At 37.2% G+C, this 15,201-nt stretch carries 12 protein-coding genes; all 12 read left to right on the forward strand.

The features are described 5' to 3' along the window. Positions 1-167 precede the first annotated feature (167 nt). The 12 genes from mnmG to KMW37_RS15190 all read left to right on the forward strand — a co-directional run bounded on the left by mnmG (position 168) and on the right by KMW37_RS15190 (position 15,176). Positions 168-2,033 (forward strand): tRNA uridine-5-carboxymethylaminomethyl(34) synthesis enzyme MnmG, encoded by a 1,866-nt coding sequence (mnmG, locus tag KMW37_RS15135; RefSeq protein ID WP_215225491.1) that lies wholly within the window; start codon positions 168-170, stop codon positions 2,031-2,033. Between the two features lies 1 nt (position 2,034). Further along, positions 2,035-2,922: a class I SAM-dependent methyltransferase gene (locus KMW37_RS15140; protein ID WP_215225492.1), complete on the forward strand. Its 888-nt coding sequence runs from the start codon at positions 2,035-2,037 to the stop codon at positions 2,920-2,922. Positions 2,923-2,999: 77 nt separating this feature from the next. Then, on the forward strand, positions 3,000-4,649 hold the full coding sequence (locus KMW37_RS15145; RefSeq protein WP_246581516.1) for an Ig-like domain-containing domain: 1,650 nt from the start codon (positions 3,000-3,002) through the stop codon (positions 4,647-4,649). Between the two features lie 846 nt (positions 4,650-5,495). Then, the gene (locus tag KMW37_RS15150; RefSeq protein ID WP_246581517.1) at positions 5,496-6,251 is read left to right on the forward strand and encodes a hypothetical protein; all 756 of its coding nucleotides are present in this window, start codon (positions 5,496-5,498) and stop codon (positions 6,249-6,251) included. A gap of 234 nt (positions 6,252-6,485) precedes the next feature. Beyond that, positions 6,486-7,202, forward strand: coding sequence for an alpha/beta hydrolase (locus tag KMW37_RS15155; RefSeq protein ID WP_317195582.1), 717 nt, complete (start codon positions 6,486-6,488; stop codon positions 7,200-7,202). A gap of 500 nt (positions 7,203-7,702) precedes the next feature. After that, entirely contained in the window at positions 7,703-8,425 is a 723-nt protein-coding gene (locus KMW37_RS15160; RefSeq protein WP_215225495.1) for a sterol desaturase family protein, read from the forward strand. Between the two features lie 3 nt (positions 8,426-8,428). Further along, a complete protein-coding gene (locus KMW37_RS15165) occupies positions 8,429-10,279 on the forward strand; it encodes a beta-ketoacyl-ACP synthase III (RefSeq protein WP_215225496.1) in 1,851 nt (616 codons plus the stop codon). A gap of 1 nt (position 10,280) precedes the next feature. Continuing rightward, positions 10,281-11,180 carry a DUF6999 family protein gene (locus KMW37_RS15170; RefSeq protein ID WP_215225497.1) on the forward strand — a complete coding sequence of 300 codons (900 nt, stop codon included), beginning with the start codon at positions 10,281-10,283 and terminating at the stop codon, positions 11,178-11,180. A gap of 7 nt (positions 11,181-11,187) precedes the next feature. Beyond that, entirely contained in the window at positions 11,188-11,577 is a 390-nt protein-coding gene (locus KMW37_RS15175) for a DUF1801 domain-containing protein (protein WP_215225498.1), read from the forward strand. 277 nt (positions 11,578-11,854) lie between these two features. After that, on the forward strand, positions 11,855-12,310 hold the full coding sequence (locus KMW37_RS15180; protein ID WP_215225499.1) for a MarR family winged helix-turn-helix transcriptional regulator: 456 nt from the start codon (positions 11,855-11,857) through the stop codon (positions 12,308-12,310). Positions 12,311-12,336: 26 nt separating this feature from the next. Then, positions 12,337-14,742 (forward strand): 3-hydroxyacyl-CoA dehydrogenase/enoyl-CoA hydratase family protein, encoded by a 2,406-nt coding sequence (locus KMW37_RS15185; RefSeq protein ID WP_215225500.1) that lies wholly within the window; start codon positions 12,337-12,339, stop codon positions 14,740-14,742. 80 nt (positions 14,743-14,822) lie between these two features. Next, complete coding sequence (locus KMW37_RS15190; RefSeq protein WP_215225501.1) at positions 14,823-15,176, forward strand: four helix bundle protein; 354 nt, start codon at positions 14,823-14,825, stop codon at positions 15,174-15,176. Positions 15,177-15,201: the final 25 nt, after the last annotated feature.

Here is a 15,201-nt window from a genome sequence, read left to right on the forward strand (position 1 = left end):
CATCATCTTAAAAACAATATGATAACACATTAAGTTATCACATGTTCCACGTGAAACACTATATATAATTAAGAAAAATATTCAAGACTGTTTCACGTGAAACAGTAAAAATGAATAAATAAAAACCAAACATGTTCCACGTGGAACAGTAATAAAATTATTAAAATATGTTTCCAGAATACGACGTAATAGTAGTAGGGGCTGGTCATGCGGGTTGTGAAGCCGCACATGCAGCAGCAAAGATGGGGAGTTCAGTGCTTTTATGTACCATGAACATGAATACTATTGCCCAAATGTCATGCAATCCAGCTATGGGTGGCGTAGCAAAAGGGCAAATCGTTAGGGAAATTGACGCACTTGGTGGTCAATCTGGTATTATTTCCGATAAATCCATGATCCAATTCCGTATGCTGAACCGTTCTAAAGGTCCAGCTATGTGGTCTCCAAGATCACAGAATGATAGAATGCGCTTTGCGGAGGAATGGAGATTGGCATTAGAAAGAACACCAAATGTGGATTTTTGGCAAGAAATGATCACTGGTTTGATCGTAAAAGACAAACGTGTAATAGGAGTAAGGACTAGTATTGGTCTAGAAATAAAAGCAAAATCTGTTGTCCTAACAAACGGCACATTCTTGAATGGACTAATTCATATAGGTGAAAAGCAATTTGGTGGTGGTAGAACAGGTGAAGCAGCAGCTAGGGGAATCACTGAGCAATTGGTGGAATTAGGTTTCGAGGCAGGTAGAATGAAGACAGGAACTCCTCCAAGGGTAGATGGAAGGAGCTTGGATTACTCTAAAATGGAAGTTCAATATGGGGATGAAAAGCCTGAAAAGTTCTCCTTTTCTGATGAAACCACCCCATTAAAAGAGCAAAGAACCTGTTGGATAACCTATACAAATAAGGAAGTTCACGAAACACTGGAGACTGGTTTTGACAGATCTCCTATGTTTAATGGAAGAATTCAAGGTTTAGGGCCTCGATATTGTCCATCTATCGAAGATAAAATCAACAGGTTTGCAGAACGCGATAGGCATCAAATATTCGTTGAGCCTGAAGGTTGGGATACAGTAGAGATATACGTTAATGGATTTTCCACATCCTTGCCAGAAGATGTTCAATATAAAGCAATACGCAAAATACAAGGTTTTGAGAACTGCAAAATGTTCCGGCCAGGTTATGCCATTGAATACGATTTTTTTCCACCAACGCAATTGAAGCTAACCCTGGAAACCCAATTGGTAGAAAACCTATTTTTCGCAGGACAAATCAACGGTACCACAGGTTATGAGGAAGCCGCTTCACAAGGTTTAATAGCTGGGATGAATGCAGCACAAAAGGTCAAGGAAGAAGCGCCTTTTATCCTTAAAAGATCCGACGCTTATATTGGTGTATTGATTGATGATCTGATCAATAAAGGGACAGAAGAACCGTATAGAATGTTTACTTCTAGAGCCGAATTCCGTCTCTTATTAAGACAGGATAATGCTGATTTACGATTGACTCAACTAGGGCATAAAGTTGGCTTGGCGTCAGATGAGAGGCTTGACAAAATGATGGACAAAAAGAATGATACTGCCAAACTGATCAATGATCTCAAGCAGAAAAAGCTTAGTCCTGAAAGTATCAATACAGGTTTAGAAGATCTGCAAACAGCTTCAATTAAGGAAAAAATAACTGTAGAAAAACTATTAAAAAGACCTCAGCTAGGTTTACAAAGTATTAAGAATTTAGATAAGGAATTAAATAGCTATCTAAGTAAGTATCCAAAAGAAGTATTAGAACAGGCAGAAATCCAGGTCAAATACAATAGCTATATAGAGAAGGAACAGCAGATGGTAGAAAAGCTCAATAATATGGAGAATTTCAAAATACCTCTTGACTTTGACTATCTATCTGTACCCGCTCTATCCGCAGAGGGCAAACAAAAACTTAACAAAGTAAGACCAGAAACCCTAGGGCAAGCATCAAGAATCAGTGGCGTATCACCAGCTGATTTATCCATACTCACAGTATATTTAGGAAGATAACATGTACGATAGATTAACCAAATGTCCACTTTGCCAGAGTGGACTTTTTATTAATCATTTGGTGGTAAAGGATCATAGTGTTTCGCAAGAATCCTTTACCATTTGCAAATGTAATAACTGTAATTTTTTATTTACCAATCCAAGACCAGACCAAAAACATATTGGTGATTATTATAAATCAGAAGACTATATTTCACATACCGATAAATCCACCAATCTGGTCAACTTCATTTACAAGCAAGTAAGAAAATTTACATTAAAGCAAAAGGTAAACTGGATCAATAAATACAGTAACAAGAAGGGAAGGCTTTTGGATTTTGGATGTGGTACCGGACATTTTCTTAACCAGGCAAAAGAAGATGGATGGCAATGCATTGGACACGAACCTAGCGAAGATGCAGCAACTATTGCAAGCAATAATTTCAATCTCTGTATATATCATACCCCTCAGGAATTAACCAAGGAAAAGAAGTTTGATGCGATAACACTATTCCATGTATTAGAGCATGTCCATGATCTAAGAGGTACCATGGATCTACTATTAAACAGACTGAAGAAAAGAGGAACACTGTATCTGGCAGTCCCTAATTATGATTCATATGACTCTAAATTGTTCAAGGAGGATTGGGCATCCTTGGATGTACCAAGACATCTATACCATTTCACACAAGAAACCATGCAATTCTTGGCAGATGAATTCGATCTGAGAATAATAGCCAAAGAACCGATGCCTTTTGACAGTTACTATGTCTCAATTTTATCCAACAGTATAAAATATAAAAGGAAAAATCTAATTAATTCCTTTATAACTGGATATAAGTCTAACAAAAGTGCAAAAACAAATAATAATAACTATTCAAGCATATTGTTTATATTAAAGAAAAAATGAATAGCAGGTTATACCAAATATCATTAGCTTTTATAGCTATAGTTTTTTGCTATGCTTGTGCAAAGCAAAGTTCCCCTATGGGTGGACCCAAAGATGAAGATCCACCCCAATTACTTTCATCTAATCCGCCAGACCAATCACTAAACATCAAACCAGAAAACATTACTTTAGAGTTTGATGAATATATTAAAACTGACAATCCAACCAGGAATATCATTATTACTCCAAGTCTGGAAAAGGATAAAATGGAGATCTTGGCTGTAAAGAATACTTTGCGTATCAAAATCAACCAGGAAGTAGAGGACAGTACCACCTACGTTTTTAACTTCCAAAAAAGCATACAAGACATTTCTGAGAGTAATCCTGCAATGAACCTAAAGCTTGTTTTCTCAACAGGGAATATGATAGACAGTCTTAAATTTTCTGGTACGGTCGATTACGTCTTTCCTCAAAAAACAGCAGAAATAAAAGATGTCCTTGTTGGTCTTTACAGAATAGAAGATGATACAATGGATATTTTCACGGATCCTCCATATTATATCAGTCAAGCAGATTCAGCGGGTAGTTTTGAGATTACCAATATAAAAGCAGGAAAATACAGGGCATATGCTTTCCATGATGCCAATAATACTTCAAAAGCCGAATTCAAGAATGAAAGGTATGGATTCATAGCTGATTCCATCGATATAATGAAAGATGTTAATGGTGTACATTTTAAACTTTTCAGAGGGGATCTTTCAGACTTTAAAATCAATAGATCCTCAGCTCTTGGCAGCAATTTCGATATAGTATTAAGTAAATCACCTTCTAGCCTACACGTGGAACATCCTGATTTGGGCAATGAATTATTTTATAGATTAGAAGAAAAGCAAGTCCGCTTATATCATAAGAGTTTAAGAAATGACAGCACACAAATCAGATTAGTGTCAACTGATTCTGTTGGTTTCAAAATAGACACCACGCTATATGCTTCCTTTATGGAAAGTGAAAGAAAGGCCCAAAAACTGGAAGCTTCACTCGATAAAAACAAAGAATTCCTACAGTCGATCAAAACAAAGGTGACCTTTAATAAACCTATTTCAGAAATAAATTATGACTCACTATATGTTCAATATGATTCAGCATCATTTATTGAAATAAAACCTGAATTTTTAAGTTTTAGTGATAGTAGCAAGAGAACTGAATTATTGTTTAACATCCCCATCAACGATACACTGAGCAGTAATAGCTTTAATTTCCTTGCTGCTGATTCCAGCTTTATGGACATCGAAGAGCAGTACAATTCTTCTGCTCTTAAATCCTCTTTTAAACGCCTTCTTCAGGATGATTTGGCAGACGAAATAAGCGGAAAGGTATTGACCGAAGAACTTCCTATTATCATTCAATTAATCACGAAGGATGGTGATATCATACAAGAGCATTACCTAACAAATCAAAGCTCATATAGTTTTAAAAAAGTAAAAGCTGGAGAATACGAAATTAGGGCAATAATAGATCGCAATGGAAATAGAAAATGGGACCAAGGTAATTATTTCGAAAAACGACAACCTGAGCCTGTTTATTACTATTATGACGAGGAAAACAAAACCAGAAAGGTATTGTTGAGAGGAAGATGGACAAGACAGGATGTCAATATCAAAATCACACCAGAATCAGGTTTGAATGGACTCGAAGAGCCTATTACTGATAGTTTAAACAATAATAAACCAACTATTGAAACAATGTAGATAAGTATGGAATATAGTGTTAATAACTGTATAAAACTTATGGACAAAACTAGACTTATCCCGAAAGAGCATTCACTTTCGGGATATTTTTTTCCAGCCTGAGGATAACCACAATTTTGTAAACGTCTATCCACATTTATACACACACCAATTCATACACATTTGCAGAACACCAACTTTATACACAAAAAAAGATCATTTTTATGAAGTACTTAAATTATAACTACTTACAAGTTGATAAACTGTGGATAGACGGTGTATTAAGTATGGAAAAACTATGATAAAACTGTTGGTAAAATCACCTTATAAACTTACCCACAAATCCACAGCTTAATAACTGTAATAGTTTTTTATTTAAAAAAAGAATATATATAAATATATAGGATGTGGATGAATTAAGAATTGACAAAAAAAGGAAGCTCAATCGGTTCATCGAAATCAAACAATCAAGATTTGTTTAAAAATTTGAATTGATAAAAAAACTAAGCATTCTAAAGGTCTTTTAAGCTGTTTAAAAAAGTCAGATGAGTAACGGTGGCTTAAAACTGATTAAATCGAAACAGAGGGGCTTAAAATAACCTAAAAAGGCATAAGCCAAATTGAGCTGAACCAAATAAATAAGGGCAGTATAAGAAAAGTGTTAAAATGGACATAAAAAAAATTAACCTATTGGAATATATCTTATGGGCAGAATAAAAGATTTTTTATTGTTCCAGTGTATCAATTCAAATAAAAATCTGCCGAAAACAAATAAAAATGGATAAATTTAAAAAATAATGATCCCTCTGTCTTTATGGGATCATGGCCTGATTTTGGAGATTAAAAGGTTTCTAAAAGAACTTAATTATGATTAAACGATTTTTCATCTTGATGCTTTTTGCCTTGGCTTTTCAAACTAGCATTGTCACAGCACAGGATAAAATATATTTTACAGATTTTTATGTTTCTGCTGGATTTAGGAATCAAGCTTTCAAAGAGCTTAGTGATTATTTACAAAATTCCGGTTACCAAACTTTTGATCAACAAACAGCAACTTTAGGAGGAGGAGTCTCTTATGTAGCTATGTCAGGAATGGGTTTATACGTAGAAACAGAGTTTAACCTGAACAGAAAGCGTTACAGCAATGAATTTGTCAATTACCGGTATCTGCCCATTCATGTAACTGCTGGATTTCAGTATCATTGGATAAATACAACACTTCAAGATTGGAGATTTTATCCAAAAGTAGGTCTGTTTTATGGATCGACTTCATTGGATATGATAGCAAAGGATCTTAATACAGATTTCAATGAAAACCTGATGGGAGGAATGAATACAAGCTTTATGTATCAAAGAAATATAGGGCTTAATATCAGCCTCAATGCAGATAAAATCTTGGGGGCATTTTTAAAGCCCACCACCCAAATAGGTGTATATTCGAGAATGGGATTACAAGTTGGATATATGCTTAATCTTTTTTCCAGTGTTACCAAGCTAAGGAGAAATTTTAATCCCGCCTTGCGTAAAGATTTAATCATTTCCAATGCACCCAAATTCGACCCTAGTGCTTTTTACCTCAAACTTAATTTTGCCATCGGAAAGTTTGAAAAGAAGAGTGAATAGTTGAAAAATTGTTTAGTCAAAAGAGCCTTTTAATTGATGATAAATAGCTATTTACTGTGTTGATTTCCCAATGAATCTAGATTAGTTATACAAAATTTATTTGACAATTCCAGTCTCAACCTTTAATACCAAAAAAATAAAATGAAAAGAATATATCTACTGTTTACCATTTTTTTAGGAGTTCAAAATCTAAGCTTTTCCAAAACAGATACGATTAAATTTCATAGTAAAGCTATGGACAAAACAATTGCAAATTTGGTCATCACTCCGGAAAATTATAGTCAGTCAGAAAGCTATCCAACTGTTTATTTATTGCATGGTGCTGGAGGAGATTATACCTCTTGGTCAGGAATAACCAACCTGCAGTTATTTGCTGATCTTTATGATATGATCATTGTATGTCCTGATGGTGGAAAGACCAGTTGGTATTATGATAGTCCTGTAGATCCTCAAATGCAGTATGAATCTTATGTGACTTCTGAATTGGTCGATTGGGTAGATGATCATTATGCTACAAAGCAGCAAAGAGAATTTAGGGCCATTACTGGTTTGAGCATGGGAGGACATGGAGGACTGTACCTTGGATTTAGGCATCAGGATATTTTTGGAAATGCAGGAAGTACCAGTGGTGGTGTTGATATCAGACCATTTCCCCGAAATTGGGACATTTCCAAAAGATTAGGAACTTATGCAGAAAACCCTGATACCTGGGAAAAAAATACTGTTATTAATTTAGTCCACCTGCTGGATGGAAAAAGTTTGAATATAATCATTGACTGCGGTACTGCTGATTTTTTCTATGATGCCAACGTACGCTTGCATGAGAAGTTGGAAGAAAGAAATATTCCACATGATTTTACTAGTAGACCAGGCGCACACAATGGAGAATATTGGAAGAATTCAATTGCCTATCAACTGCTGTTTTTTAACAATAAGTTCAAGTCATTATAGTTAATTTTCTTCCTCAAAAGATGATCATACATGATAAGCTAATCGGAAACTAGGTAAAGTTTATTTTATTCAAAATGATGATTTATAAAATAGACACTTACTTGGTTTTTGATAGAAAAAAATACTGAATAACAGTGATTTTAAGCTTTTTTTAAATCTTTCGTTAAAAAATCAAATTGAGGGAATTAATATATTAATTGGTTGAAAATAAGGATCAATCAGCAATATTCTATATTAAAAAATTTAACCATTTAGAGATTTATTCATTAAGTCTAAAAAATTGAATTATCCGATTTTGATCAGGTTTAGCGAGATTATTCCATTGATTTTCAAATAGGTGTTGAACTTTTTTTGCTTCCTGAGATAAAAATCATGATTTAGATATGTAAAAAAAAATGGACTTAATATAACACAAAATGAAAAGCAATTTTGTGAAGCATGCTTAACCTCGAAACTTGCTTAAATTTCCTTTATAGTGAACTAGATTTCTTTTTTTATTTATGGTAGATGACCTTATCGAAAATGTCCTTTTCGAATATTCTTATGTCCAATTGTATGCCTTGTCCTTTGGGTATTTTATACTTCTGTACTTTGGCTTAGCCCCTCTTTTTTTATTGGTTTGTAAATATTTCGTTAGAAAAAATCTTCTTGATTTGATTGATAACCGGGAGCTTAGACCTGGGCAATTAGCCTTTGAAAAATGGCATTCACTTAAGTCAATTATTGTTTTTGGATTTTCGATTATCCCTGTCATTTATTTTATCCGAATGGGATGGATTGTCCTTTTGCCAAATACTTGGATAAACATTTTGATTGGATTAGTCGTACTAACTCTCTGGAATGAAATCCATTTTTTTGTGGTACATCGAATCATGCATCAGCGCTTTTTTATGAAGAATATCCATTTTGTTCACCATAAATCCATAACACCCACCGTTTATTCGGTTTATAGTTTTCATTGGTTTGAGGCGTTTTTGCTAAGCACTGTACCGATTACTATTGCGCCATTTTTACCTTTTTCTATCCTTGCGATTTTTATTTATCCCTTTGTCAGCATTCTATTGAATTATGCAGGGCATTGTAATTATCGATTTGGTTCAGGTAAGGGAGATAATTGGTGGCTCTTTGGAACACATCATAACAAGCACCATAGCAAAGGGAAGAAGAATTATGGCTTTGCATTGAATTTCTTGGATAAATTATTTTCCAAGCCTAATCATTAGATCATGAATGAAGTATATATAACGAGTGCCGGTATTTTTTTACCGAACAATGCCATTTCCAATGAGGAAATGGAAGATTATCTAGGCAGAATAAATGGAAATGACAGCCGTGCCAAAGAACGTATCCTAAAACAGAATGGAATTAAGCAGCGCTACTATGCGCTCAATAAAAATCAAGAAACCACCCATTTCAATAGCCAGCTGGCCATCAATGCAGTGGAAAGTGCCTTGGAAAAAAGTAACTTAAGAACAAAGGACATTGAACTGCTTTGCACCGGTACTACTCAGGGGGACTTACCTATTCCGGGCTTTGCCAGCATGGTGCATGCAGGCTTGGATTTCGAACGATGTGAAGTGGCCAGTTTCCAAAGTGTCTGTGCCAGTGGAATGATGGCGCTAAAAGATGCTTTTGCCCAAATAAAAAGTGATGAAAAGCAAAATGCAGTTTGTGTAGGTAGTGAGCTGTCCAGTAGATTGTTCAAGGCATCTCGCGTAGAAGCCCAGAATGTAAGTTCACTGCCTTTTGATGCAGAATTTTTACGTTGGATGCTTTCGGATGGGGCGGGTGCCTTTGTCCTCCAAAACAAAAAAAGTGATCAGGGCATTTCTTTGAAAATAGATTGGATAGATCTCAAATCCCATGCAAATGAATACCCGGTTTGTATGTTTACAGGTAAGACTGACAATCAAGATGAGCAGGAAAGAACCTGGTTGGACTATCCCAGTTATGAGGATGCATCCAGGGCAGGGGCCATTAACTTGAAGCAGGACACGCGATTACTGGATAAAGTGGTTAAAACTGGTGTAGCTCATTATTTTGATTTGATCGATCAGGGAAAAATCAGTAAGGATGAAGTGGACTGGCTTTGCTGTCATTATTCCTCGGAAGTTTTCAAGGCTCCGATTAAAGAACTCATGGAAAAGGGAGGTGGTGCTATTCCTGATGATAAATGGTTTACCAATCTTACCAAGAAGGGCAATACAGGAGCAGCATCCATTTTTATTATTTTGGAGGAACTGATGTATTCTGGAAAATTAAAGCATGGAGACAAAATTCTCTGCATGGTTCCAGAGAGTGGCAGGTTCATTACCTCCTTTATGCAATTGACGGTAGAGGGAGTCGATAAGAAAAACCACAAGGCTTATCCAGTTCGCGAGATTGAATCTCCGGAGTTGATTATTGATAAAAATGAAACTTCTGAATGGTTGATCCGACAGCTGGCCCAAATCTGGATTGATTTTGAAACGGCCTTGTTGAAAGTGCCCATTGTCTCGAGAATCCATAAGGGGCAGTTAAGTCTCGAGGATTATAAATTGCTGTTGATGGATCTTCGCCAGCAGGTGATTGATGGTTCGCAGTGGATTTCCCGCGCAGCATCCAATATTGATATTGACTTATTTGAGCTTCGGTCTGCTTTTATCAAACATACTGCTACAGAGCATAAGGATTATCAGATGTTAGAAAGAAATTTTGTCGCTTTAGGCGAGCCTCTATCTGCCATTCATTCAGGTGAGAAGAATATTGGGACAGTAGCTTTGACTTCTTTTATGTTTCAGCAAGCGAGTAAACCCAATCCAATTGATTTGCTGGGAGCCATGTTTATCATTGAGGGAATTGGAAAGCGATTGGCAGGTTATTGGGGAGAGATGATAAAAGATCAGCTGAATCTCAAAGATAGCCAAGTGTCCTTTTTTACTTATCATGGTGTGGCAGATGAAAATCATTTTCATAATTTGGAGGAAGCGCTGAATCATCCGAAGATGAATCTGGAAATAGCCAAAAGGATTGCTAAGACCGCAAAAACTACTGCCAAACTGTATACCATGCAGTTGGAAGAACTAGGAAATTATTAATATGAAAGAAAAAGAATTGGATATAAGCACCCATGATGAAAGAGATCCAGATCCTTGGTTGGCCTTGTATTTGGACGATAGTATTCCTATTAACAATAAAGCGAAACGGGCATTGATGAGGGACAATTCCTCCAAGTCTTCCCGCTATCTCTTGCCATTTATCCAGCTTTGGTCGAAACTAGCCATGTTTTTTATACATGCTTTCAAGTTTTTCTTTCCGAAAGCCTTTAACTCCTCTAAGGTATTACACCGCGTTTTGGCTTGGGGACTTAGGAATTTTGTCAGCCCAGATGCGAATTTACTTATATTTAGACATTTCCATGTTGGAACGGAGATTTTGCAGTTTATTGCTGGGAACATCCCTGAGGTGAGGATTGTTGGCAACCCTTTAAAACCAAGAGACTTTGAGGATATTAAGGATGATTTATTTTTGAAGCATGATTTGAATTTGTACAACTTTGTCATTCATCTCAACCATCAGCTTAAAGAGAAGGCTGTTTCGATAACAAAGCCAGAAAAGATCAATCTCGAAATGATCACCGAGGATCAGTTTGATCATATTGAATTCCCTAATAAATGGACGAATATTTTAGACTTGCGATCGGCCATTGAACTTTTTACACCATTTTATCAGCTGTTTTTGACTTCAAATGATTTTGTAAGAGCATCTAATTCCTTGCAGTTGGACGAAACCATCGCAATCTATACCTCACAAATACTAGGAACCCCAGGTCATTTGGGATTAGTGAATAATAAGCATCCGATGGTGCCTGTCAGCACTTTCAGCGCAGCATACCGATTGGTTTTGCATGGTTTGGCTGCAGAGACCTTGCATCAAATATTGGTAGGAATAAAGCTTAAAAAGAATGCTGATGGAGTGATGACACCAAATTTTAAATAAAATTCTTATGGACAACAGTATCAAAGCTTATCATGAAATTCAATCTGAAGATGATCGATTAATATGTGAGCAATTGTATCAGGAGATTGAAGAAAACTTACCGGATGCAGAGCGTAAGATTTGGCACCGACATCCCGTTTGGTTTCTGAAGGGCAATCCTATTGTTGGTTATAGTAAACTGAAAGGTTGTATCCGCTTATTGTTTTGGAGCGGGCAGTCTTTCGAAGAGGAAGGCCTAGCACCTGAAGGGAAATTCAAAGCAGCAGAAAAGCGGTATACCTCAGTGGAGCAGGTCAATAGTGTTGACCTCAAGCGCTGGATGGAAAAATCAAGAAAGATTCAATGGGACTATAAGAATATCGTCAAGCGTAAGGGAAAGCTGGAGCGGTTATTTTGAAATAGTATTCAGATTAGTTATTGAGAAGAAATCCCTATAACGTTTCGGTGCTTCGGCAGGATCAGCAGACTCAGCAATCGAATTCGTCTGGGTCATTGAGCCTGTCTGTCCGCTAGGTAGGTCTGTCGAAATTATCCTTATTTATCCGCTAAGACAGGCTTGTCGAAATGAGCTTTGATCAATCCTCCGATCAGAAAATTTTTTAACAGAAAATAGTATGCATGCATACAAAGTTTTTCTTATATTACGTTAGATCAATAACAGATTGACCAATACAATGAAACCCGAGGAAACCGTAGACTTTTATATCAAGACTGCTTGGCATGCCATCTCCCGGATGTATAATCAAAAGGGGGCAGAGGAAGGCTTGACGACCTCCATTGGTTTTGTGTTGATCAATATTAATTCGCATGACGGCACCCCTGCCACCAAAATTGCCCCTTTGATGGGCTTGGAATCAAGAAGCCTTACCAGAATGCTGAAAAGCATGGAAGAAAAAGGTTTGATTTGCAGAAAGCCAGATTCCACAGATAAGCGATCGGTCCGCATATTTTTAACAGCAAAAGGAAAGCGGAAAAAAGAAATATCTATTCAAACGATCAAAGAGTTCAATGAGGCCATTCAAGGGCAACTCAGTAAAAAGGAGCTTGATCATTTTTTTAAAGTATTTCATAAAATCAACCAAGTTATAGAACAACAACAATCAGAATTGATAAGCCCGAACGATGTTTAGGGCCAATTGCTAAAGACTATATTTATATGAAACGAACCATTCAAAAAGTAGCTATTTTAGGTTCCGGAGTAATGGGATCCAGGATTGCCTGTCACTTTGCTAATATTGGTGTTCAGGTATTATTGCTGGATATTTTGCCCAAAGAACCCAATGAGGCTGAAGTGAAAAAAGGGTTGACACTGGAAGATAAGGCAGTCAGAAACAGACTGGTCAATGAAGCTTTACAAAAAAGTCTGAAATCCAAGCCTTCTCCCATCTATGATCTATCCTTTGCCTCAAGGATTCAAACCGGAAACTTTGAAGATGATCTTCCAAAAATCAAGGATTGTGACTGGGTGATAGAAGTGGTTGTGGAGCGATTGGATATCAAACAATCACTCTATGAAAAAGTGGAGCTTCATCGTAAACCGGGAACATTGATCACTTCCAATACTTCGGGCATTCCCATGCAGATGCTTTGTAAGGGAAGAAGCGAGGATTTCCAAAGTAATTTTTGTGGAACCCATTTCTTTAACCCACCTAGGTATTTGCGTTTATTGGAAATCATTCCGGGACCCAATACCAATCCTGAAATCATTAATTTTCTGATGGGCTATGGGGACAGGTTTCTTGGCAAGGAAACGGTATTATGTAAAGACACTCCAGCATTTATAGCCAATAGAATTGGGGTATATGCGATCATGTCCAGTATGCATACCATTGAAAAAATGGGACTAGGTGTATCCGAGGTGGACAAGCTTACTGGGACTGTGATAGGCAGAGCTAAGTCGGCTACCTTCAGGACAATGGATGTGGTGGGCCTTGATACTATGGTGAATGTGGCGAACAATCTCCATATGGCTCTTCAACATGATGAATCCAAAGACCAGTTCAAGCTGCCCAAGGTGGTTCAGTTTTTATCAGAAAAAAAATGGTTGGGAGATAAAACCGGTCAAGGTTTCTTTCATATGATCCGGCATAAGGATGGACGGAAAGAATTAAAGGAATTGGATTTTGAGACCCTTGAATATAAACCCGTAGAAAAGCCCAAATTCAAAGCCTTCGAAGGATCCAAAGATATTCAGGATCTGAAAAAAAGAATCAAGTACCTGTTGAACTTTGATGATAAGGCAGGAGAATTTTACAGGGCTACTTTTTATGATCTGTTTAAGTATTGTTCCTTCAGGATCCCAGAGATTGCTGATGAACTTTACCGTATAGACCAAGCGGTCTGTGCAGGTTTTGGCTGGGAATATGGCCCATTCGAAAACTGGGATATTGTGGGCGTACAGGAGACGGTTAAGAAAATGGAAGCCGCTGATCAGCAACCAGCAGACTGGGTTTATGAGATGATCGACGCCGGCCATGATAGTTTCTACCGAGTGGAAAACGGTAAAAGACAGTACTATGATATTCCTTCTAAAACCTATAAAGAAATTCCAGGCCAGCAGGAATTTATCCTTTTGGACACTTTAAAGGCTGGGAACAAAAAAGTTTGGGGCAATGCAGGATCCACCATTTACGATATGGGCGATGGAGTGCTTGGTTTAGAGTTCCATACAAAAATGAACTCGCTTGGTGCTGAGGTAATCGAGGGAATCAATACAGCCATTTCGATGGCAGAAAAAGATTATAAAGGATTGGTCATCGGAAATGAAGGAGCCAATTTCTCAGCAGGAGCCAATCTGGCTATGATCTTTATGTATGCCGGAGATCAGGACTTTGACGAAATCAACCTGATGATTGCCCAGTTCCAAAAGACCATGATGCGGGTACGTTATAGTTCAATTCCCGTTATTGTTGCGCCACATAATATGGCTTTGGGTGGTGGCTGTGAAATGTCCCTTCATGCGGATGCAGTACAGGCACATGCCGAGCTATATATGGGCTTGGTGGAATTTGGAGTAGGTGTGATCCCGGGAGGTGGTGGCACCAAGGAGATGACCTTGCGATTCTCCAATAGCATCCATAATGGTGATGTAGAGCTGAACAGATTGCAGGAAGTCTTTATGAATATCGCGACAGCCAAAGTTTCCACCTCAGCAGAGGAAGCAAGAGGACTCGGTTATTTACAAGACAAAGATGGTATTACCCTTAATAGAAAAAGGCAATTGGCTGAAGCGAAAGCTAAAGTGATTGAGTTATACGATGAAGGATATACCCAACCCTTGCAACAAAGCAATATCAAGGTATTGGGCAAAACCTCCTTGGCCTATTTCGAAGCAGGAATTACTGGAATGTTATATGGTTCCTATATCTCCGACCATGATGCCAAGGTGGCTAGAAAATTAGCCTGGGTAATGAGTGGTGGTGACTTATCTCAGGAAACTGAAGTGAGCGAACAGTATTTGTTGGATTTGGAAAGGGAAGCCTTTCTCAGTTTGACTGGTGAGCAAAAGACTTTAGAACGAATCCACAGCATTCTGTTCAAGGGTAAACCACTTAGAAATTAGCTAGCAGTATCAAGTCGCTAGTATCAAGTAACTAGACAAAGTGAATTTAGATAAGATTTTTCAACTTAAATTATAATGTCATGCACAATTTTAAAGAACTGAGAGTTTGGCAAAAATCAGTTGATTTTGCGGTTAACGTTTATCAACTGACTCAAGAATTTCCAGATGATGAAAAGTATGGACTAACATCACAAATGCGAAGAGCTGGGGTTTCTATTCCCTCAAATATTGCTGAAGGTTGTGCAAAAACTTCAGAAAAATCTTTTTCAAATTCACTAGAAATTAGCTTGGGAGAAAGTTTTGAACTTGAAACGCAAATAGAAATAAGCAAGCGCATTGGACTGCTTTCCAAAAAAACAGTAGAGCAGATAGATTCGGATTTATCCGAAATACAAAGGATGATTATAGGATTAAAATCAACATTGAATAAGTAGCCAAGTCTTGATACTTGCTACTAAA

This window comes from Echinicola shivajiensis, from assembly GCF_018642165.1.
GTDB classification, from domain to species: Bacteria; Bacteroidota; Bacteroidia; order Cytophagales; family Cyclobacteriaceae; genus Echinicola; species Echinicola shivajiensis.